This is a genomic window from Niastella soli, assembly GCF_017742245.1.
Taxonomy (GTDB): Bacteria; Bacteroidota; Bacteroidia; order Chitinophagales; family Chitinophagaceae; genus Niastella; species Niastella soli.
On record NZ_JAGHKO010000002.1, the window covers coordinates 162,278 to 183,672 of the forward strand.

Genomic DNA, 21,395 nt, shown 5'->3' on the forward strand with positions numbered 1-21,395 from the left:
CTACAAATTCTTCTCCATAATTTCCACCCCGCGTATTTCTTTGAACATATATATTGCTTCGTCGATACGGCCTTTGGGAATACCGATCACCAGGTGGCAGAAAAGGTTCATATCTTTTTCCAACACCGTGCAGTTCAGCTGTTTTACGAGCATCATCACCTCATTCATTTGCGTATAGTCGAACTGGAGGGTATACGCCACTTCAATGGGTTTTTGAACAATAGGGGTTACCTGAAGGGCCAGTGCAGCAGCAGATTTATAAGCATTGATCAACCCGGGTACACCCAACAGGGTACCGCCGAAGTAACGCACTACTACAACCAGTATGTTGGTGAGTTTTTTACTATCTATTTGCCCCAGTATGGGCCTGCCGGCCGTTCCGGAGGGTTCACCATCATCGCTAACGCGGTATGTATTATTATCAAGCCCTATGCGATAAGCAAAACAGTGATGGGTAGCTTTGGGATGTTCTTTTTTGATAGCATCCATGCACTTTTTAAAATCCTCTACCGACTGTACCGGGTAAGTAAAGGCAATAAATTTACTGCCCCGGTCTTTAAATTCTGCGGAGGTTGACTTTTCTATGGTATAAAAGAATTCGAGGTCGGTCATAATTAAATGTTATTGAAAAAATGGACGGGTCATCCATAAGCGATCAACGCAATAGCGCCCAGTGATAAGGCAATTCCCAACCAGTTGGTGGCCGAGAGCTTTTCTTTAAAGATCAACCAGGCAACCATTGCCGTAAATAGTACAATTCCCATATTATTGATGGGAATGATGGCCGAGCTGTTGTTAGCATATCCCTTCAATGCACCCAGCAAACACCAGATGGAAAAATAGTTCGGTATCCCAATGCCAATGCCCGCCAATACAGCCCTGCCCGATAATTGCTGTTTTCCGGTGGCGAACAAATAAAATAAAATGACCCAGCCTACTGATGCAGCCACAAAAAAGGCAGTGATCAAATAAGCATCCTGGTTAGCCGGGTTGATAAATGCCTGTTCAACATATTTGATCATGGTATCCAGCAGGCCGCTGCCCACAAATAATAACAGCGGCATGACCCAGATCAACCACGATACTTTTTTACCTTTTTTGCCTCCATCCGCCGGCCGGGTGGTGAACCAAACTGCCAGTAAGGCCAGTGCCACCCCGGCAAACTTCAGCATCGTTGCTTCTTCGTGATACAGGTACAGGGAAAACAGAAAGGGGATCACCAACGATAACTTATACGCCACTGTTGCCGCCGCCACTCCTATCTTTTGCACGGTATAGGCAGCCAGATTAAAAATCGAAATAAAACAGGCGCCCATTACCAGGGCCCAGCCCAACCAGGGTTGTTGAACCAGCGCTCCATTTACAGGAAAGCTGCCATTTACTATGCTGCCGGTGATTACACACACCGTATAGTTGCATACAATAGCCTGCAGGTTATTGATGCCCAACCGGTCAATTATTTTAAAGGAAATAGTAAGCCAGGCAGTAAGTATAATACTGGCAATGAGGAATAATAAACTGCTCAAAGTGCCACGGTTTGTGGGTTCACAAAATAATGGAGGGTATCTGAATAAAAAGTTTCCTGGTGTAACAGCTGGCCGCTTTGCAAACGCGGTGCGGGTAATCCCTGCCCCACCACCTGTTCATTATTGGTGATCACGCGTATTTCATCCCACGCGCCTTCATCAATAAAAGATTGAAGCAATTGCGCTCCGCCTTCCACCAGCACGCTCTGTATTTTTAACTGGTATAATGCATGTACGATCTGATGCACAAGACTTACATCCTGTGTAACCTGGTAATACAACAGGTTATCTTTTTCTTCCTGTTTCAGGGTATTGAATACAATGGTCTTTACCTGCTGATCAAACAATTGTAACGACGAAGGCAATCGAAGGTTTCTATCTACTACCAGCCGCACGGGATTGGGGCCGTTCCATAAACGGGTGGTCAATGCCGGGTTGTCGAACAGGGCCGTATTGGTACCTACCAGAATAGCCGCTTCTTCACTGCGCCATTTATGCACCAGGCGGTTGGTAAATTCGTTGCTGATAAACAGGCGTTCCTCACCTGCTTCCACGGCCATTTTCCCATTGGCCGTTTGTGCCCATTTCAAAATAATATAGGGTCGATGTTGGGTATTGAAGGTGATGAACCGTTTATTAAGGGTTTTACAATCCTGCTCCAGCACGCCCAGGGTAACTTTTACCCCGGCGGCCTTTAGCTTCTCCACGCCCTTTCCATCTACCTGTTTAAACGGATCACGAACGCCAATAACCACCTCGGGGATCTTTTTTTCTATGATCAGATCGGCGCAGGGCGGCGTTTTACCAAAATGCGCACAAGGCTCCAGCGACACATACATTACAGATTGGGAAATCAAATGCCGGTCGGCCTCGGAAACGGAATTTACACAATTCACCTCGGCATGCGGACCGCCATATTTTTTATGGTACCCCTCTCCTATGATGCGTTTTTCATGCACCAGCACGGCGCCAACCATTGGGTTAGGCGCAACGTGTCCAGCCCCGGCTTTTGCCAGTTCGATACAACGCTGCATATATGTTTCGTGAGTGGTCAATGGGGCGCAAATATACGCCAAAATACCCTCATCTTTGCCCCTATGACGGTATACGAGGCGCAACAACAATTGCAAAAGGCCCTTATTGAGTTGTATGATGACCGCGAGGCGGCCAATATTTCTGACTGGGTTATGGAACATGTTACCGGTATGAGAAAAATTGACCGTATTATGCATAAGCAGTCGATCCTGGCTCCCGATCAGGCAGCCCGGTTGTTGGAATATACCCGGGAACTGCTGACCCATAAACCGGTACAATACGTTTTACACGAGGCCTGGTTTTGCGGGATGCCGTTCTATGTGGATGAGCAGGTACTTATTCCAAGACCTGAGACGGAAGAGCTTGTTGAGTGGGTGGTTGAAAATGCAGGGCAGAAGGCAGAGGGCAGAGGGCAGAGAGAAGAGGGCAATAGGCAATGGGCAATGGGCAATAATTCCCTACAGGCAACTTCGCTTCGAATTCTGGACATTGGTACCGGGAGTGGTTGTATACCTGTCTCTCTTAAAAAGAAATTACCCCGGGCTGAGGTATTCGCCTGTGATGTAAGCGAAGGCGCCCTTGCGGTAGCAGCGCGCAATGCAGCTGCCCAACAAACTCCCATTCATTTTTTACAGGCTGACTTCCTGAATGCCGACACCTGGCCCTCTTTGCCTATGGCTGACATAATTGTGAGCAACCCGCCTTACATTCCACAAAGCGATAAAAACACCATGTTGCAAAACGTACTGGCCTATGAGCCGCATTTGGCTTTGTTTGTGCCCGACAACGATGCGCTGGTATTCTATGAGGCTATTGCCCGTTTTGCGAAAGACAAGTTGATATCCGGCGGAAGCGTTTTTGTAGAAATACATGAAGACCTGGGTCTGAAAACAAAGGAACTTTTTGAAAACAACGGATTCAAAGCTGAAGTAAAGAAAGATTTCCAGGGTAAGGACCGGATGGTAAAGGCAGTGAAGTAGTGTGCAGGTGCTATTTACCCTTTAACAAGCTAAAAAGATAGGGAACACCTAAAAGAAACAAGAGCCCAATCCCTATGTTAAGCAGGGTGGTTAACCACCTCTTTTTATATTTCACATCTACTGCCACCGGAAACGCCGTTATACCTGCAACAGCAGTTAACCCTAACACGCCTATAAGGAAAATTTTGATCCGGTCTTCATTGGTAGTATACTCCAGTGTGGCTTGTCTGTAGGTTTGAAATATTAGTCCACTAAACAGCACGATCAGGCATCCAAAGATGGTTAAATAAGCTACGCTTAAAGTTTCATGCTGTTTCAATATTCTTTTAAACACTACATAAAATAACACTTCAAAACACACCAACAAAAACAAACCTGATATTGCTTTACCCGCACCGGGAACGTCTTCGGGGAAAAATTCATGCACTACAAAAAAGTTAATAAACAATAGTGCTGTAAAAATAAGCACACACACCAGCAGTAATTTTCTATGGTCAGGCATTAAGAGGGGTTTTAAGATAAGGGGTATAAAAGAAACGGCCCCAACTGGATGTCAGGGCCGGAATAATTTATTTCACTTTCGTATCTACCAGTAGCGTTGACCGGGCGCCCAGGTCGCGTGCCACCCGCATTACCGCCACCACATTTTCGAGCGGCACCGTTTTATCGGCATTGATCGCAATGGTTGCCTGCGAGGAATCCTTCATCACATAGGGCTCTACAAAAGCCTTCATTTCTTCTATAGTTACCTGTTTACCGTTAATGATGTATTCACCGGTAGGTTTAATATTCACGATAACGGTTTGTTTGGCCTTGGTATCGCTCTTGGCCTTGGGTTGCGATAACTTGATCACATTCGGGTTGGCCAGGGTAGATACGATGAGGAAGAAGAACAACAGGATGAACAGGATGTCGTTCAACGCACCTGCATGCAATTCCTGATGTCCCTTTAATCTTCTTCTTAAATTCATTTATCTGATAATTTAAAGCTCTAAAATGTTCGTATTTCCCATAGTCCTGCGCGCCCTAAGCGCCCTGAGCGGAGTCGAAGGGCCAATGGGTCTATCGGGTTGGTTCCTGTAAAATATCAATGAACTCTGCACTGGCAGCTTCCATCCGGTTCACGGTTTTATCGATCTGCGCATTCAGGAAATTATATCCTACATACGCCAACAAACCAATGATCAAACCCGATGCGGAGGTGATCATTTTTGTATAGATACCACCGGCTATCTGTGCAGGTGTAAACTCACCCGATGCATTGATATTATAGAACAACTGCAACATCCCGAAGATGGTACCGAGGAACCCGAACATGGGCGCAATACCATACACCAATGACAGTATCGACAGGTTGCGTTCCATTTTATACACTTCGAGTTTACCTACATTTTCCATGCTTTTTTCAATAGCCTCAATTGGCTTACCTATCCGTTGTAACCCTTTATCGATGATCCGGGCCACAGGGTTGGGCGTATTTTTTGCCAATGACCGGGCTGCAGATACGTTACCACTAAAGATGTTATCCCGTATTATATACATGAAATTGGGGTCAATGTTACTGGCTTTGCGAATGGCAATAAGCCGTTCAAAAAAGAAAAATACGGCCAGTACGAACAACAATCCCAACGGGATCATAATAGGTCCACCATTGCCAAGCATGTCCATTACATTCATAACATGCTCGCCCTGAGGAGCGCCAGGAGTGGCCGCTTTTTGTAATGAGTCGGCGGTAGCGGTGGTAGCGGGATTGGTAACCTGTAAAAAAAACCAATTCATCCAGATAGTATTTTAAATAATTTGAAAGTAAATCAAAACCAGAATCACAATGGTGTAAATGTAGGCAAATGCGTGCCTAAAACGAATGGACCGATTTAATATTTCTTAAAAGTTTGCTAATTGAATTACCTCCAGGTTAAAACGAACAGCCAACTAAACGTTAATTCTGGCTTAGGTTCTGGCCGCCTTTGTTTGTTTGCTGTTGTTGCATCATGGCCATGATCTGTTGCATATTTCGTTGCATGCTTTCACTGCTGCCGTCGAGGAAGATGACATTGCCCTTACCCACTTCCGCAAAATTCTTGATGGCTTCCGTCCACATGCTGAACAGGATCACATTGGTATCGAGATTGGCCTGTTTCATTTGTTCTGCCGCCTGGCTCATACCACGGGCTACTTCTTCTCTGAACAACGCTACCCCCTGACCGCGCAACTGAGCGGCAACACGTTCAGCCTCAGCCGCAATTTTTATAGAATTACCTTCAGCCTCGGCCGATTTTGTTTTGGTGATCAATAAAGCCTGGCCTTCATTTTCAGCCGCGGCCTTCAGGTTATTACTGGCCACTACCCTGCTCATACTGTCCATAATGGCTTTATCGAATGTAATATCGTTTATCTGCAGGTCGAGCAGGTGGTAACCCCACTCTTCCAGCAAATGGTCTATCTGTTCTTTTACGTATTCAACGATCTCTTTACGTAAACCCAGGATCTCGGCCTGGCGCTTGGTGGCAACGAACGACCGGATGGTACCTTCAATAGTACGGGTGAGCGCCTGCATCAGATCACGCTCGCTTAAAAATTTAAAGGCTACTTTTTTAATGGTTTCTTCATCGGCATTTTGTACAGCATACAACAGCATACTTTTAAAGTATACATTCGCCTGGTCGGCCGTTACGGCCTGGAACTCCATTTCAACAGAACGGTTCTGGATGCTCACCTTGCGGTTGATCTGCTCCAGGAAGGGTATTAAAAAATTCAGGCCAGGCCGTAATACCCGGCGGTAGCTGCCAAACATGGTAACCACCCCCACAAAACCCTGGTTAATTGTTTTTAATCCCGCAAACAGGAAGAGGATAATTATAATGACATACCAATAGGACGCTAGCAAATCCATAAGATTAAATTTTAATGAAAGATAGCGATTAGTTGACGAGTTGACAAGTTGATAAGGGTTGACAGGATGATAGGGTTGATATAGTTGATTTAGGAAGTAAGAGGTAAGAAGTAGGATGTTGACAAGTTAACAGGTTGACACGTTTGCTGTCTGCTGTCTGCCGTCTGCCGTCTGCCGTCTGCCGTCTGCCGTTTTCCCACTGCCGATTGCCAGCCAGCCCCGACTTGTCGGGGATTCACGGCTGCCTTTTTCTTAACTTTGGCGCAATGAGCTCAACCAATCAATTCGACATTATTATAATAGGTGGTGGCCCTATCGGTTTGGCCTGTGCCCTGGAAGCAAAAAAAGCCGGTTTGCACTATTGTATCCTGGAAAAAGGCTGTCTTACCAATTCACTATACAACTACCCGCTGAATATGACCTTTTTTTCTACTTCTGAAAAACTGGAAATTGGCGGTATTCCCTTTGTAAGCAATAATATTAAACCTACCCGGCCCGAAGCGCTGGAATATTATCGGCGGGTAGCTACCAGTAATAAACTTACCATTCACCTGCAGGAAGAAGTTAAATTCATTGCTGCCCTCGATGGTAAATACCAGATCATCACCACTAAACAAACATATGTTTCAAAGTTTGTTGTGATCGCAACTGGTTTTTATGATATCCCCAACACTATGAATATTCCTGGTGAGGACCTCCCTAAAGTAGTGCATTACTATAAAGACCCGCATTTTTATGCCATGACAAAAGTAGTGGTCGTAGGCGCCAACAATTCAGCGGTTGATGCAGCCCTGGAAACCTGGCGTAAAGGTGCCGAAGTCACCATGGTCATACGCGAAGAGGGAATTGGCAAAAGGGTGAAATACTGGGTAAAACCCGATATTGAAAACCGCATCAAAGAGGGCAGTGTAACCGCTTATACCCATTCCTCCTTAATGAACATTCGCGAAAAGGAAGTAGATATTCTTACTCCTGAAGGCATAGTTACCATCGACAACGATTATGTGATTGCCATGACCGGCTATCAACCTAATTTCGATCTGTTACGGGATACAGGCATTCAGTTATCGGCAGATGAAGTGCTGCAACCTGCCTATGATCCTGAAACCATGGAAACCAACTTACCCAATGTTTATCTGGCCGGTGTGGTTTGCGGTGGTATGAACACCCATGTGTGGTTTATTGAAAATAGCCGCATTCATGCGGAGATGATCATGAAGTCAATTAAGAAAAAGGCCCTCCTACGCTAAAGCTTCGGCGGGCGAAGCAGACGGCAGTGGGCAATAGGCAATGGGACATCCGCAGACGGCAACCTTGTCAACCAGTTAACGTGTCAACGTATTAACCTATCAACTACTCCCTCCTATAAACAAAGATCTCCACCCTTCTATTCTTCTTCCTTCCCGAAGAAGTTTTATTGCTGGCTATTGGTTGCGAAAAGGCGTATCCTCTTGCTATAAAGTTTACGCCTAGCGAAGGCACTTTGGTCATCAGGTATTGCTTTACTGAAACAGCCCGATTCTGTGACAACTCCTGGTTGTACTGCAGGTTGCCAATACTATCGGTATGCCCTTTCACAACAACAGAATCCATAACGCCGGTCATTTTATGCGCGAAGCTATCGAGCAACTCAAAGCTTTTTTTAGATAGTTCAAAACTGGCGGAAACAAAATAAATATCAGGGATGATCAGGGTATCGATGTGTTGTACATACGGTATACGGGTGAGGGCCAGTGCTGGCTTTGGTACCGGTGGGTTCTTTAAATGGTTACTGATCATCTTATCTAAACGCTCATGCCGGTCATCTGCTTTATAAATACGCCATTTCTCCTGTTCGGCTTCCGTGCAAATCCTCTCATTGGAATTAACCGGTGTCAATGATACTTTATCGAGCAGAAACAAATATTCATCCTGGAAATCGGGTTTTAAAGAACCGGTAAAATCTGTTCTTTTAAATAGCCCAATGGTAAGATAGGCTTCATTGCCGGTTGCAGTATACACAAAATGCACCTTTTGCCATTTGTTCAAAGGTTGCGACAATGCTCCGCCACTTTTTATATACCACCAGACCGGTTGTATGTCGCGGTAGCTTCTTTGTTCATATAAAAAATCTTCCGCCGAAAAATACACCCCGATGCTATCGAGCACTTTATTGGTGGCGCTTACATAAAAATCTACATTATACTGACTGCCTTTTCGCAAACCACATAACAACTGGGTCCTGATAAAATTACGCACGCCCTTTCTGTTCACACTACCTGCTGTAAGCCCTACATAGCGATAGCCATCGTAGGCAATGCTCATATCCCCATAATAATAATTGGCTTCATGAGAAGTAGCGATCCACGCTTCCGGGGCACAATACTTATGAAATTCGGTGCAAAGATTGGCGTCTTCAAAACTGCCATTGGCTACCAGATTCTGGGAATTACCGGTAATACCGGCTAACAGCAATACCGAAAAGGCGGGAACGAATGGCAATATTTGTTTCATGGATTGGTTGACAATGGATTGAACCTAAATTACTTAAAATTGCCGTTCCATGCCTCTTAAACACATTACACATAATTTGATCTGTATCAATAAAATTTACACTCATTTGCACATGCAATAAACTGTATATACTTTTACCCCTTCCTACTTTTCCATACATCCTTCGAAAACTGAGCATTTAATCTACGCCCCCCAAGAAATTTTTCATTCATCCTTTTGAAGAACTCCGATTAGTCTTTTCTACAAGCATGTGCTAGAAAAGTGCTTCCTCCAATTCCTCTGGGCCACCATCCCATAATTTTTATTTCATTCAAAACAAAAAGAAATGAAAAAGATCTACTCTTTGATCATGGTCTCAGTTATTGCGATTACCACCAATGCCCAATTGATCTTCAATGAGGCTTTTCCTTACCCCAATCCTAACCTGGGGACCCAGGGTTCATGGGTACAAAATGGCTCAGGTCAGGATGTGCAAATCACCAGTACCAATCCACTCATCTATCCCAATTATCTCAGCGGAGCTGAATATGCCACTGTTGGAGCTGTCAGCGGTACAGATCCCCATAAATTATTGAACCAGGCCATCAGCACCCAAAATGCTGACCTTACTATTTATATGAGTTTTGTAGTAAGAGTAACTTCAATGCCGGCGGCGTCTAACGGTACACCTGCCTATAGTATTGCCCTGGAAAATACGGCTGACCCTGACCGTCCGTTACGTTTTTATATTGCTTCAGAGCCAGGTAACAGCAACGAAGTGCAGTTTGGTCTTTTAACCGGTAATCTTACCATGGCTAGCAGGATCGTATGGACACCTACAACTGCCAGTTTTACAACAGGCACCACCTATTTGATCGTGATCCGGTATGATATTTCCAGCGCTCCCGGTAATGACGATGACGCTTACTTATGGGTTAACCCCAGTTTGACCTCAGAACCTGCTATTGCTTCTGCCAATATGCAAATACTTGATGTAGTGGAAGCCAACTATGGCAATTTGATAAATGCCATTGAACTGAACCAAAACAGTTCAACCACATCGCCCGTTGCAGCCTTTGATGCCATTCGCATCGCTTACGGTCCTAATTCAGCCATTGCCTGGTTCAATCTCGATCCTGCTGCCTCCAGTCTGCCTGTTGTACTCACCAGCTTTAATGCAACTGAGGATGGCCTGAGCACAAAACTCATCTGGAATACCACGCAGGAAAGTGATATTGCGAACTATGTTATTGAAAAAAGCACTGATGGCAGAACGTTCAATGCTATTGGCACGGTAAAAGGCACCAATCAAAAAGCCTACAGCTTTGTCGATGCCCAGTCTAATGCCGACAACAGCTACTACCGGTTAAAAATGGTTGACCTCGACGGTTCCTTTAAATACAGTTACATCGTTAGTTTCAGGAGCAAAATGAACATGAATATTTCTTTGTCGCCCAATCCGGTTAAAAACAACCTGATGGTCCAGCACCCGAAAGTGACAACAGAAGGGCATATTCAAATCATAAGCTTCAATGGCCAGGTAGTAAAAGATCTAAAATTAGCTGCCAATGCAGTTATCTCAAATATTGACATGAGCGGTTTCTCCAACGGATTATACCACGTTGAATTTAGGAATGGTTCAGATATGTTTAGTAAGACGGTGATCAAACAATAAGAAGTAACCTCTTTTTGATAAAAAGCCATCGGAATGCCGGTGGCTTTTTTTGGCAATAGGCAGTGGGCAATGGGCAATGGGTTCTCGTAATTTGAGACTCGTTCAGACGGCAAACGGCAGACGGCAGACGGCAAACGGCAGACGGCAGACGGCAAACGGCAGACGGCAGACGGCAAACGGCAAACGGCAGACGGCAAACTCATTTCGTCTCGCCTTCGGCTCACCCTCTATTTCACCAAAACTCATCGATCTTATTAACCCTCGAATCTCCACCTTTCCCCCTTCAATCCTTCTTATCACCCCTATCAACCCAGTCAACTCTATCAACTACTTGTTAACTGGTTAACTGATCAACTCTATCAATCCTCCTTCCTATACAAAATGATCTCTACGCGCCTATTCATCTGTCTGCCCTTTGGAGTTTTATTACTGGCCACTGGTCGCAGATAGGCAAAGCCGCGGGTGGTGGTTTTTTCCTGTAATCCCTGTACTTTATTGTTTAGATAATCCTTTACCGATATGGCACGGTTCAGTGATAAGGCTTCATTATAAGCCAGCTTACCAATGCTATCGGTATGTCCTTCCACCACCATGGAATCGATCGCAGGTAATGATAAGCGGCTGGCAAAACTGTCGAGCACATGAAAACTAACCGGTGATAACTGGTAGCTGGCCGTAGCAAAAAAGATATCAGGAATAATAAGCGTATCGATATGCTGGGTCCTTCGCTGAATTGTTTTTGGCAGGGGAGTTACCGGAGGCGGATTGTGGCGATACAAATAGACCTTCCTTTCCAAATAACTATGCCGTTCGTTCTCGGCATAAATGGCCTGCTTTACACTATCGGCCTGCATACATAATTTCTCTTTGGGATCAACTGGTATTAACGCTACTTCATCGAGAAAGAAATAATAATCATTGCGATATTCTGTGAACCTGATACCGCTGTAATCGTTCCGTTTAAAATTACCAATGGTAACAAAACCCTCGGTACCATTTGCTGTATACAGCCATTCTACTTGCTGCCATAACCCCGGATTGATCGTTGTATCCATTCCATCCAGGCTCCATAATTGTGGTGTAATGAGCTTGAAGAACTTTTTCTCGTATAAAAAATCCTGTTCGGAAAAATAGGCCCCGAGGCTATCCAGGATATCGTGCTGGGCACGTACCCACATGGAGAGTTTATATTGATGACCGGCCTGCAAACCACATAACAACCGGCCACGTATAAAATTTCGTACACCCTTAGGGTAAAGACTACCTGCAGTCAGTCCCACATAATGGGTGCCTTCATGCGCTTTTACAGCCTGCTGCTGGGAGGCATCGAAATAATAATTGGCATTTAATGAAGTAGCGATCCACGCTTCGGGTGCACAGTTCTTATTATATTCCGTGCATATATTTTCATCTTCAAAACCACCATTGGCAAGTAGGTTTTGAGAACGTGCCACACTGGTGGATAACAACAGGATACAGGAAACAAATAGATATTTCATACGACTATGGTTATATGATACAAGCGCTGGTTACAGGTATGCATTGGCACCTGTAACCAGACGCTGTCACTTTTCCACTACTATCTACCTGCTGGTTTTATAAAACTACTGGCCCTTTTCTTCCCATATACAGGAAAGATGCACGATCGATTCTACGCTTTTCTGCATATCCTGTACGCTCACGTATTCATGTTTACCATGAAAGGCCATTTCTCCGGTGAAGATATTCGGACAGGGCAGCCCCATAAACGATAACCGCGATCCGTCTGTACCACCGCGGGCGCTCATTTCAATCAATGGCACACCTGCCCTTTTTATGGCTTCCTTCGCATAGGCAGAAACCTGTGGGTACTTATCAAGCACCTCTTTCATATTGCGGTACTGTTCGCGCACTTCAAAATCAGCTTTAGCGCCGGGGAAACGTTGGAGCGTAGCCGCCAGCTTCTCCTTTAATAGGGTCTCATATTCAGCCAGCTTTGCAGTTATAAAATCGCGAATAATAAACTCCAATGTTACCTTTTCAGCAATTCCGTTAATACGCACCGGATGCACAAAACCCTGGCGTTTTTCCGTTGTTTCGGGCGACAGGCTATCTGTTGGCAGGGATTCCAGAAAGGCGCCAGCCACTTTCATTGCATTCACCAGTTTATCCTTTGCATAACCGGGGTGCGCACTGATTCCATGAAAAGTAATGGTAACTCCATCGGCAGAAAAAGTTTCATCTTCATAAGCTCCGCGTTCGCCCGCATCGAGTGTATATGCAAACTCCGCCCCCAGCTTTTTCAGATCGGCCTTATCTACACCCCGGCCAATTTCCTCATCGGGCGTAAAGAGGATCTTAATGGTGCCATGTTTAACATGGGGGTTCGTCATAAAATAATGGGCCATATCCATGATAACGGCTACGCCTGCCTTATCATCGGCGCCGAGCAAGGTTGTACCGGAAGCAGTAATAAGATCCTCCCCTTTCTTTTTAAGCAAATAGGGATGCTCCGCTGGCCTGATCACCTGTGTGGGATCATCTGGCAGCACTATATCACCGCCATCGTAGTTAGTGTGCACAATAGGTTTTACGTCCTTTCCGGTACAGTCAGGCGCAGTATCAACATGCGAACAAAAACAGATCACCGGCACCTGTTTGGTAGTATTGGAAGGTATGGTGGCATACACATACCCATTGTCATCAAGCTGTGCATCGGTAATGCCCATTGCCTGCAACTCCTGCACCAATATCCGGCTCAGGTCTTTTTGTTTTTCCGTACTGGGACAGGTTGTTGATTGGGGATCGCTTTGCGTATCTACCTGCACATACCGCAAAAACCTGTCCTTCACGCTAAAACTATAGTTAGTAAACATGTAAGCTGTATTTTTGGCAATATAACTCAAATATCGATCAACTCATTCCTCCATGACGCCAGGCATTTCTACCCCGCTTATTAAACAAGGCTGGTTAAGAGCTGTTCTACTTTATGTGGCCTTTAGCAGTGGTGGGCTACTGGCAGGTATTGCCAGTGGGTTGTTTACGTTAAACCCGGCCGATAGTACCGCATTTAGTCAAAAGCTTCTTAACAGGGTCATTCTGGCACTGTTTATATTTGAATTAGCAGGCATGGGTCTGGCCATCATCTTTCGCCGTTACATCGATCGGCGGCCGGTAAAAAGCCTGGGATTTCAATGGCAGCCATTTCAACGGGATGCCCTTATCGGTTTTTGTCTGGGCCTGGCCTTATTAGGCACCAGTACCCTGCTGCTATTGGGCACCCACAACCTGGAATATACCGATGCTCATTTTGCCGCCGCTGACCTGTTTACAGGACTGGTATTAATGATATTGATAGCCTTTACCGAAGAAATGGTGTTCAGGGGATACATTCTTAACAACCTGATGGAATCGATGAATAAATGGGCAGCCCTGGGTGTGTCAGCCGTTTTGTTTACAATGGCCCATGGCAGTAACCCCGGCATCTCATTCATAGCTGTTATTAACCTGTTTTTAGCCGGTCTGTTACTGGGCATTAACTTCATATATACCCGCAATATCTGGTTTGCCATTTGTTTCCACTTTAGCTGGAACTTTCTACAGGGACCGGTCTTGGGTTATGAAGTGAGCGGACTGCCTTTACAAAGCGTATTACAACCTGCATTAAATGGCCCCTGGTGGATAACCGGCGGGGCGTTTGGAGTAGAAGGTTCGTTTGTAGCTACCGGCCTTTTGCTACTTGCGTTATTGTTGTTATATGCCGCCTATGAAAAGCAGTCTGAACTGGGATAGATGGGATTATTGGAATGATTGGAAATAGGATAGTTGGGATGGATGGGATGGTGGGATGTTTCGGATAATACATTCAATTATAGAAAAGGCGGAGTCGTATTAGAACGGCTCCGCCTTTTACTTATAGGGGTAGATATATCCAATATCCCACTGGTCCCCAAAATCCCATTATCTCAGTATTATTTAGTTGATTTCTTAACTGCCGGTTTCTTTTTTGCGGCAGCTGCTTTGGCAGCTTGTTCAGCCTGTATTGCTTCCTGTGCAGCTACTTCGTCTACATATACGATTTTACCCTCAGGGATCTCCAGGGTCCCAAAAACAGACGGCATAATGTAAATTACATTTACCAGGGAATTATGGCTGGCATCGACAAACTTCCAGGTAAGGCCATTGTCGGTTGACTCCCCTAGCAGATAAGTAAATGTCTTCACCTTTCCCCGGCTTTCGTCCCATGACTCCCGTACTTTTTCAATTACACACTGCCAGGTATCTTCCTTATTTAACAGGTTCAATAGCTGGAGCTTTTCAGGCTTTTCTTCCGTTTTGGGTTCATTGTGATAATGGATGGTCACCACATGTTCTTTAAACCCGTCTTTGCCTCCATAATACTTAATGGCACTGGCCATGCTTAAATTCATGTAGGTGTCCCATTCAGCGTAAAAATTGGCCTTAGTTAGGCTCTCGGCAAACTTCAGGGCATTACGGGTAGCAATGGCCGTATCCGATTCGGGCAATGAGGAATCGGTGGTGGAAGGGGCTGCGGTTTGATCCTGAGCGTGAACAATACCAGATAAACAGATAAATAGTGCGCACGTAATGATGCACTTAGTGGTTTGTATCATAGGGTATAAATTAGGGGACCAAAATAGAAAAAAAATCCGGGCAGGTCAATATCGGAAAACTACTAGAAGGGAAGTATGGGCAGGAACACGCATATAACGAAGCAGGCAACTTACTCTCTGCAATACCTGCAAAAAGCCAGTTGCCTGCTGAAACTATGTATTGATCAGGCCGGGGCCTGTATCCGTTATATTAGGGCATAATGATGCGAGAAGGTGCGGCACCAATTTCAACCAGTTCAATGTCAAAAACCAGGTCTTCACCAGCTAAAGGGTGATTGGCATCGAGCATTACATTTTCTTCACCGATCTCAGTAACTACTACAGGAATGACATGTCCTTCAGAATTGGTCATATTCAACCGCATACCCACTTCCAGGTCCATATCTTCAGGGAATTCGGTCACGGGGAAGGCAACGATCATCTCGGGATTTTTAGGACCATATGCTTCGGTAACTGGAATATTAATGGTTTTTTTATCACCAACAACCATTCCCATAACACCATTATCGAAACCAGGAATAACCATTCCGCTTCCTACTTCAAATTGCAGCGGTTCACGACCTGCTGAGGAATCGAAAGTTGTTCCATCGGTTAAACGGCCATGATAATGAACCTTTACAGTATCGCCGCTTTTTACTTGTTGCATACTTACTTTATTAGTGTTTAAAATTGTCAGGAAAATCAACTCTCCCGTCCCACATCGCCGTATCCGCTTGACATTTGGTGAATAGAAGCGAGCAGATTAAAAAGCCTAATTCCCTTTGGTACAAAGTAAAAGGAATATTTTGGGGCAGCCAATAAAAGTTTTTTAATGACATTTGCCTCCTGAAAGCTTTAACTGTGTACTGATAACCAGTAACAAAAGAACCAAATGGAAAAAATAAATCAACCATCAAATATCATTCCCCGCATTGTATTCATGGGCACCCCCGAATTTGCCGTAGCCTCACTTGATGCTTTGGTGCAAGCAGGGTGTAATATCGTAGCCGTGATAACGGCACCCGATAAACCTGCGGGCCGTGGAATGAAATTAACAGAAAGCGCCGTCAAAAAATATGCCGTTGAAAAACAGCTGCCAATTCTGCAACCGGTAAAGCTGAAAGACCCGGAGTTTTTGCAGGAATTAAAGGACCTGAAGGCCGATCTGCAGATAGTGGTTGCTTTTCGTATGTTGCCAGAGATAGTTTGGGACATGCCGTCGATGGGCACCATAAACCTTCACGGCTCTTTGTTACCTCAATATCGCGGTGCGGCGCCTATTAACTGGGCCGTTATCAATGGAGAAAAAGCAACCGGGGTTACTACATTTAAACTGCAACATGAAATTGATACCGGCGATATCCTGTTACAGGAAAGTTTTCCTATAGGGGAAGATGAAACAGCCGGTGAAGTGCATGATAAAATGAAAGAGATCGGCGCGCAATTACTGGTGAAAACCGTGCAAGGTTTGGCAAAAGGCAACTTAACTGAAATACCGCAAAAGGCAGATAGCGGTCCCATTCAACATGCGCCTAAAATTTTTACAGAAACCTGTAAGATCGAATGGGACCATTCCGTGATCGCCATTTACAACCTTATCAGGGGTTTATCGCCCTACCCCGCGGCATTCACTTATTTGAATGATAAAATGTTGAAAATTTACAAGGCAAAAAAGGAATTGCACAATTCCCCTAAAAGCCCTGGCTCATTTGAAACGGATAATAAAACTTATCTGAAATTCGCGGGTTCAGATGGGTACATTTATGTAACCGAATTACAACTCGAAGGGAAGAAGAAAATGGGAATTGAGGAATTTCTTAGAGGATATAGGTTTTCTTAGTTGACAAGACACTGAGCGTCCTGAGCGGAGTTGAAGGATCGAAGAGTCAGCAAAGAGACCGAGCGCAGTCGAGGGCTCAGGTTAACAAGAAAGGCAGGTTGAAAAGGTTGATAAAGTTAATTTAAAATAAAAACCCACTCTGGTATCAGAGTGGGTTTCTTATTATAGATATTTAATTCTTGAGTTTATTCCTGGATCTCAGCCTTCCGCGCTGAGGTGTATTTTCTATCTGCCCTCTCCCTTCTGCCCTTTGCCTTTTCCCCATTGCCTATTGCCCATTACCCATTTGCACTTTCACTAATAAGCTACATCAACATAAAACTTACCCATTTCCGCACCCAGTTCCGCCGCTGCGGCATCACTCAGGCGAAGGGTAAGTCCAACGCTTTCGCGCATATCCGGTAATTGCCCCAGTACTTTGGCAAAAACAGATTTATTGGTAGAGTTATACGTGATCTTAACAATAGTGCCCACCGGAACATTATTCATCAGGGCATAGTACTTTCCATCTTTCCAGCCACTGGTGCTTCTGAAAATACCAGCATTACCTGCGGTTGATTTTCCACTGCCATTATAGGTTGGTTTGAAATAACCACCCTTGTACCCGGAATAATTTCCTTCAGTTGCACTAACAGGGGTAACCGGTGTGGTTGGTGGCGGTGTACCTATATCTTTTTTGGCATCTTCTTTTTTAGGCTCTTCTTTCTTTAATTCTTCTTTATGGGTTTCAACCTTGGTCTCAGTTGTTTTTGTATCAGCTGGCTTTGTTTCGGTTGTTTTTGTTTCGGCAGGTTTTGTTTCGGCAGGTTTCTCCGTTTTAACCACAGCGGTCTCAGTAGGTTTAGCAGCGGTGCCGACAGTTGTTGCAGCCGGAACGATCAATTTCTTAAGCCCATTGGCTGCCAGTGGCGATGAAGCAGTTTTAACCTTCAGGTAGCCTACGATCAGTTTCATACCAGCCTGTAACTGGTCGTTGGTGACACTGTTCCATTTTTCCAGCGACTCAATGGGTAATTTATTATAATTCTGACTAATGCGATACATCCATTCTTTTTCCTGCACAATATGATAAACCGGCACAAATACCTCATCGGCATTCTTTTTACCATCCTGTGAAAAGTTGTGTGCGGAAAGGGGCACTTTTAGTTCCTGTCCAATTGAAAGCTTGTCCATGGTGACCCCAGAGAAAGTGGCAATATCCTTGGGCTGTGAATTGTATAACCGCCCAATAGCAAACCAGGTTTCTTTGGGTTGTACCGTATGCATCAGGTAAAGGTCAGGAGAAGTACCCTTCACAGTCATGTCTGACTGTGACCAGGCAAATTGGGTAAACACCAATAACGCGATAACTAAAACTCCTTTATACTTCAACATAGGCGATGCATTTCGTAACATTTGCAAAGATGTAGAATTAATTTTAATTAGCTGTTTTCATTTGCACTATCAACCGCTCTCTTCAGGATGCGCCAGTTCTGTGGATAATAATTATTGATCCTGTTTGGCAATACCTTTATCCAGCCTACATTATACTGCTCATACTGTACCAGGGTCCAACCCCTATGGCCAATAGATAAGCTAACTTCCTCCCGCCTCAAATATTGTAAGGCATCTTCCTTTTTTAACGTTACTGCAACAATTGCGGGATTAATGATGGTGCTTAGCGCCAGCGCATGATCAGGGACCAGGTCGCTGCCTGCTATCTTACCAATTGCTATGCCAGCTCTTCGAACATACACATTATCTACAATAGTAAGCAGTTCTTTTTCCAGTTGCTGCGGAAAAGCCAGTATTTCTTCTTTCATTTTCCATAACTGCATAGGCGATCCTGGTTGCAACCAGGGTTGAATAATCGCCGTTTCGTTTTTGGAAGCTTTCTGTAATAATGATTTTTTAGGGGGCTTTATAGTACCGCGGCCGCCCTCCTGTTTGCGAAAACAGCTGATAAAAAAGCCTTCCCCTTTTACTTTATAGGGGAAAAACCGGTAACCATAGGCCCGGCGTCCATCCGATTGCGTTTCAACAATACCCCATGTGGCATCTATCGTCAAAGGCAAACTGTCAACAGGAAACGAATCCATCAGCCAGTCGCCAATATGCTCATCTTCTTCTTTTGAATAGGAACAGGTGGAATAGATCAGCACACCGCCTTCCTTCAGGGCGGGCATAACAGCGGCCAGAATGCGCTGCTGGCGTTGATAACACAGTTCTACATTCTGTTCGCTCCATTCACCAATAGCTTCCCGTTCGCGTCTGAACAGCCCTGAACCCGAACAGGGCGCATCTATTACAATTACATCAAAGAAATTTTCTAACCGTTCAAAGGTTGTTGGGTCGGCATTGGTAACAATTACATTGGCCCCACCCCATTTAATACTGTTCTCCTCCAGAATAGCAGCCCTCGATTTGATCACCTCATTACTCACCAGTAAACTATCGGCGCTAATGAGCGATTGCAACAGGGTTGATTTTCCACCCGGTGCTGCGCACAGGTCCAGTACGCGTAATGGCTGGCTTACGTCTGTAGTTTGCACAAGCGCCTGCTCCAGGAACATGCTCGACGCCTCCTGTACATAATACGCACCAGCGTGTATTAGTGGATCAAAAATAAAGACAGGCCGCTCTGGTAAATAGTAGCCATTGGACGACCAGGGGATCTTTACGGACTGTGGCGTTAAAAACTGATCAATTGCCAGCTGCCGATTGTTACCCTGTCCCGACTTGTCGGGAATTACCGACTTAGCAGCATTCACCCTTACCGAGGTAACCTGCTCGCCGCTTTCATGCACCTGTATAAACGCCTCTTTATCGAAGCCCGCGATACCGGTTAATGAATCAAGAAGTTGTTGAGGAAGTTGCACCCCGCAAATTTATGAAATAATGGCCAAGTCCAGGAATCGGCAGACGGCAGACGGTCTCGGCTCAGCCGAGAGCAGACGGCAGACGTGACTCGCGATTATTGAGATTAATAACCTTTTGCGCCGCCAAAATTCTTCTGCCTTCTGCTTCCACCACCGAAGCCTTGGCGAAGGAGGGCCTTCGCATAAAACAAATACCGCTCTCCCCAGGGCAGAACGGTATTCAGCTATATAAAAGTTCGGTTTCTTGATTATTTCACCACCTTATCGGCCTTGAATTTTCTTGAAGTTATCAGCTGACCGCGCACATCATAAAACTTGAATACGCCTTCACGTTTATCGTTTAAATAACTTCCGGTCTCTTTCACCGTACCATTAGGGTTATATTCGGTGGTATTACCATTTCTTTTACCGTTTTTGTAATGGATGATGATCCTTCTTCCACCACCTTCAAAATTGGCGGCGTACCAGTCAACTGAACTACTATCATCCCGGTGTTCCATTTCTTTGGGTTTACCGTTGGTATAGTAGGTAGTAGTAGTACCAACCAGCTTATTGAAGTTAACTATGGTATCAGTTTTTATCAAATTCCCTTTTGTATCGTATGATTTGGCTGCCTGAAATTTGCCCTTTTCTTTAAAATGGATCTCTGTTTTCAGCTTTCCGAACAGAAAAGATTTCTCAACACCTTCCGTATGATCGTCATTCAGGTACTGGTACTCATAGGTAAGTTGACTTTTGGGCTTCGACACAGCAGAATCATCTACTTTCGAGAATGAATTGTCCTGGGCTTTGCTGACCTGACAGGTAACTACTAAAGCAAAAGCAGCGAGGAGAGCACTTTTTGTGATCATATTGTACGATTAACAATTATTTGCGGCTAAGATAATGGAGAAATTTTGTGTACGCAATGCACATAACTCATTCTTTTACAAACACCTGAACAGTTTCTTTGCGTACAAATACAGCATTTCCCTTATTGTGCAGCCCTTATAACGGCATACCGGGGCCATTTAGTGTTTAAGATCCGCAACTTCACCCAGCAAATCATTTGAATCAGCAGGCAACGGAGATTTTTGGTAAGAAAAGCTCTGGACGATAGCTACAATGAAAAATATATTTCCGACTACTACCCCAGACCAGAAGGCATAAAATTGTATTCTTTTCATTATTGTCAGATAATAGCTATATCCTTCACCTCCAGTAATAAAAAAAATACAATAAAGCGCTATAAAATATAAGACCACCAGTAACACAAATGAAAATAAAGAAAACAGTAAATGTGCCCACACCCATTTTCTGTTTTCTATTCTTTTTCGGATCCGCCAATAAATAATGGCTTCTATTAATATAATGAACGGCCAGGTGATTGCTTCTATTAAAATATACCAGGAAAATGTAGCTGCTGCTACATAGGAATTCGCTTTGAACAGGGTCAAATTCTCTAAAAAACATAAGATCGCAATACCTGTCATAAACCAAAAGGGCAGCATCCAGGACTTCGACTTAACTTCTGTTTGTTCCATT

The 21,395-nt window shown here is 44.6% G+C and carries 21 protein-coding genes; 5 read left to right on the forward strand and 16 right to left on the reverse strand.

Annotation, left to right across the window (positions count from 1 at the left end):
• The 3 genes from J7I42_RS13215 to ribD are packed head-to-tail and all read right to left on the reverse strand — an operon-like array spanning position 1 to position 2,602.
• Positions 1 to 612: an IMPACT family protein gene (locus tag J7I42_RS13215; RefSeq protein ID WP_209139295.1), complete on the reverse strand. Its 612-nt coding sequence runs from the start codon at positions 610 to 612 to the stop codon at positions 1 to 3.
• 29 nt (positions 613 to 641) lie between these two features.
• Positions 642 to 1,526 (reverse strand): hypothetical protein, encoded by an 885-nt coding sequence (locus tag J7I42_RS13220; RefSeq protein ID WP_209139296.1) that lies wholly within the window; start codon positions 1,524 to 1,526, stop codon positions 642 to 644.
• Positions 1,523 to 2,602, reverse strand: a complete 1,080-nt coding sequence (gene ribD / locus J7I42_RS13225) for a bifunctional diaminohydroxyphosphoribosylaminopyrimidine deaminase/5-amino-6-(5-phosphoribosylamino)uracil reductase RibD (protein ID WP_378571348.1) — start codon at positions 2,600 to 2,602, stop codon at positions 1,523 to 1,525. The genes J7I42_RS13220 and ribD overlap by 4 nt, the downstream gene beginning before the upstream one ends.
• Before the next feature lie 21 nt (positions 2,603 to 2,623).
• On the opposite strand from ribD, the gene prmC reads away from it, so the two are divergent.
• A complete protein-coding gene (prmC, locus tag J7I42_RS13230; RefSeq protein WP_209139298.1) occupies positions 2,624 to 3,541 on the forward strand; it encodes a peptide chain release factor N(5)-glutamine methyltransferase in 918 nt (305 codons plus the stop codon).
• 10 nt (positions 3,542 to 3,551) lie between these two features.
• Here the strand turns inward: prmC and J7I42_RS13235 are convergent, their stop codons facing one another.
• The 4 genes from J7I42_RS13235 to J7I42_RS13250 all read right to left on the reverse strand — a co-directional run bounded on the left by J7I42_RS13235 (position 3,552) and on the right by J7I42_RS13250 (position 6,434).
• On the reverse strand, positions 3,552 to 4,043 hold the full coding sequence (locus J7I42_RS13235; protein ID WP_209139299.1) for a hypothetical protein: 492 nt from the start codon (positions 4,041 to 4,043) through the stop codon (positions 3,552 to 3,554).
• A gap of 67 nt (positions 4,044 to 4,110) precedes the next feature.
• Entirely contained in the window at positions 4,111 to 4,512 is a 402-nt protein-coding gene (locus tag J7I42_RS13240) for an ExbD/TolR family protein (RefSeq protein WP_209139300.1), read from the reverse strand.
• A 91-nt stretch (positions 4,513 to 4,603) separates the two neighbouring features.
• Positions 4,604 to 5,320: a MotA/TolQ/ExbB proton channel family protein gene (locus J7I42_RS13245; RefSeq protein WP_209139301.1), complete on the reverse strand. Its 717-nt coding sequence runs from the start codon at positions 5,318 to 5,320 to the stop codon at positions 4,604 to 4,606.
• A gap of 160 nt (positions 5,321 to 5,480) precedes the next feature.
• Complete coding sequence (locus J7I42_RS13250; protein WP_209139302.1) at positions 5,481 to 6,434, reverse strand: SPFH domain-containing protein; 954 nt, start codon at positions 6,432 to 6,434, stop codon at positions 5,481 to 5,483.
• Between the two features lie 266 nt (positions 6,435 to 6,700).
• Here J7I42_RS13250 and J7I42_RS13255 point away from each other — a divergent pair, with 266 nt between their 5' ends.
• Positions 6,701 to 7,684, forward strand: coding sequence for a YpdA family putative bacillithiol disulfide reductase (locus tag J7I42_RS13255; RefSeq protein WP_209139303.1), 984 nt, complete (start codon positions 6,701 to 6,703; stop codon positions 7,682 to 7,684).
• A gap of 103 nt (positions 7,685 to 7,787) precedes the next feature.
• Here the strand turns inward: J7I42_RS13255 and J7I42_RS13260 are convergent, their stop codons facing one another.
• Positions 7,788 to 8,927 (reverse strand): OmpA family protein, encoded by a 1,140-nt coding sequence (locus J7I42_RS13260; protein ID WP_209139304.1) that lies wholly within the window; start codon positions 8,925 to 8,927, stop codon positions 7,788 to 7,790.
• Positions 8,928 to 9,252: 325 nt separating this feature from the next.
• Here J7I42_RS13260 and J7I42_RS13265 point away from each other — a divergent pair, with 325 nt between their 5' ends.
• A complete protein-coding gene (locus J7I42_RS13265) occupies positions 9,253 to 10,581 on the forward strand; it encodes a T9SS type A sorting domain-containing protein (protein ID WP_209139305.1) in 1,329 nt (442 codons plus the stop codon).
• 359 nt (positions 10,582 to 10,940) lie between these two features.
• Here J7I42_RS13265 and J7I42_RS35580 read toward each other — a convergent pair whose 3' ends face one another.
• A complete protein-coding gene (locus J7I42_RS35580; protein ID WP_317196243.1) occupies positions 10,941 to 12,080 on the reverse strand; it encodes an OmpA family protein in 1,140 nt (379 codons plus the stop codon).
• Positions 12,081 to 12,185: 105 nt separating this feature from the next.
• Positions 12,186 to 13,436 (reverse strand): peptidase T, encoded by a 1,251-nt coding sequence (gene pepT / locus J7I42_RS13275; RefSeq protein ID WP_209139306.1) that lies wholly within the window; start codon positions 13,434 to 13,436, stop codon positions 12,186 to 12,188.
• A 52-nt stretch (positions 13,437 to 13,488) separates the two neighbouring features.
• Here pepT and J7I42_RS13280 point away from each other — a divergent pair, with 52 nt between their 5' ends.
• On the forward strand, positions 13,489 to 14,352 hold the full coding sequence (locus J7I42_RS13280) for a CPBP family intramembrane glutamic endopeptidase (RefSeq protein ID WP_209139307.1): 864 nt from the start codon (positions 13,489 to 13,491) through the stop codon (positions 14,350 to 14,352).
• Between the two features lie 179 nt (positions 14,353 to 14,531).
• Here the strand turns inward: J7I42_RS13280 and J7I42_RS13285 are convergent, their stop codons facing one another.
• Both J7I42_RS13285 and J7I42_RS13290 read right to left on the reverse strand, forming a co-directional pair.
• Complete coding sequence (locus tag J7I42_RS13285; protein ID WP_209139308.1) at positions 14,532 to 15,194, reverse strand: hypothetical protein; 663 nt, start codon at positions 15,192 to 15,194, stop codon at positions 14,532 to 14,534.
• A gap of 190 nt (positions 15,195 to 15,384) precedes the next feature.
• Positions 15,385 to 15,840 carry an FKBP-type peptidyl-prolyl cis-trans isomerase gene (locus J7I42_RS13290; protein ID WP_209139309.1) on the reverse strand — a complete coding sequence of 152 codons (456 nt, stop codon included), beginning with the start codon at positions 15,838 to 15,840 and terminating at the stop codon, positions 15,385 to 15,387.
• A gap of 225 nt (positions 15,841 to 16,065) precedes the next feature.
• Between J7I42_RS13290 and fmt the strand changes: the two genes are divergently transcribed.
• Entirely contained in the window at positions 16,066 to 17,013 is a 948-nt protein-coding gene (gene fmt, locus J7I42_RS13295; protein WP_209139310.1) for a methionyl-tRNA formyltransferase, read from the forward strand.
• 297 nt (positions 17,014 to 17,310) lie between these two features.
• On the opposite strand, the gene J7I42_RS13300 is transcribed toward fmt, so the two are convergent.
• The 4 genes from J7I42_RS13300 to J7I42_RS13315 all read right to left on the reverse strand — a co-directional run bounded on the left by J7I42_RS13300 (position 17,311) and on the right by J7I42_RS13315 (position 21,394).
• On the reverse strand, positions 17,311 to 18,408 hold the full coding sequence (locus tag J7I42_RS13300) for a LysM peptidoglycan-binding domain-containing protein (protein WP_209139311.1): 1,098 nt from the start codon (positions 18,406 to 18,408) through the stop codon (positions 17,311 to 17,313).
• A gap of 26 nt (positions 18,409 to 18,434) precedes the next feature.
• Positions 18,435 to 19,871, reverse strand: a complete 1,437-nt coding sequence (locus J7I42_RS13305) for a methyltransferase RsmF C-terminal domain-like protein (RefSeq protein WP_209139312.1) — start codon at positions 19,869 to 19,871, stop codon at positions 18,435 to 18,437.
• Between the two features lie 248 nt (positions 19,872 to 20,119).
• Positions 20,120 to 20,722, reverse strand: coding sequence for a toxin-antitoxin system YwqK family antitoxin (locus J7I42_RS13310; RefSeq protein WP_209139313.1), 603 nt, complete (start codon positions 20,720 to 20,722; stop codon positions 20,120 to 20,122).
• 159 nt (positions 20,723 to 20,881) lie between these two features.
• Positions 20,882 to 21,394, reverse strand: a complete 513-nt coding sequence (locus J7I42_RS13315) for a hypothetical protein (protein ID WP_209139314.1) — start codon at positions 21,392 to 21,394, stop codon at positions 20,882 to 20,884.
• Between the last annotated feature and the right edge of the window lies 1 nt (position 21,395).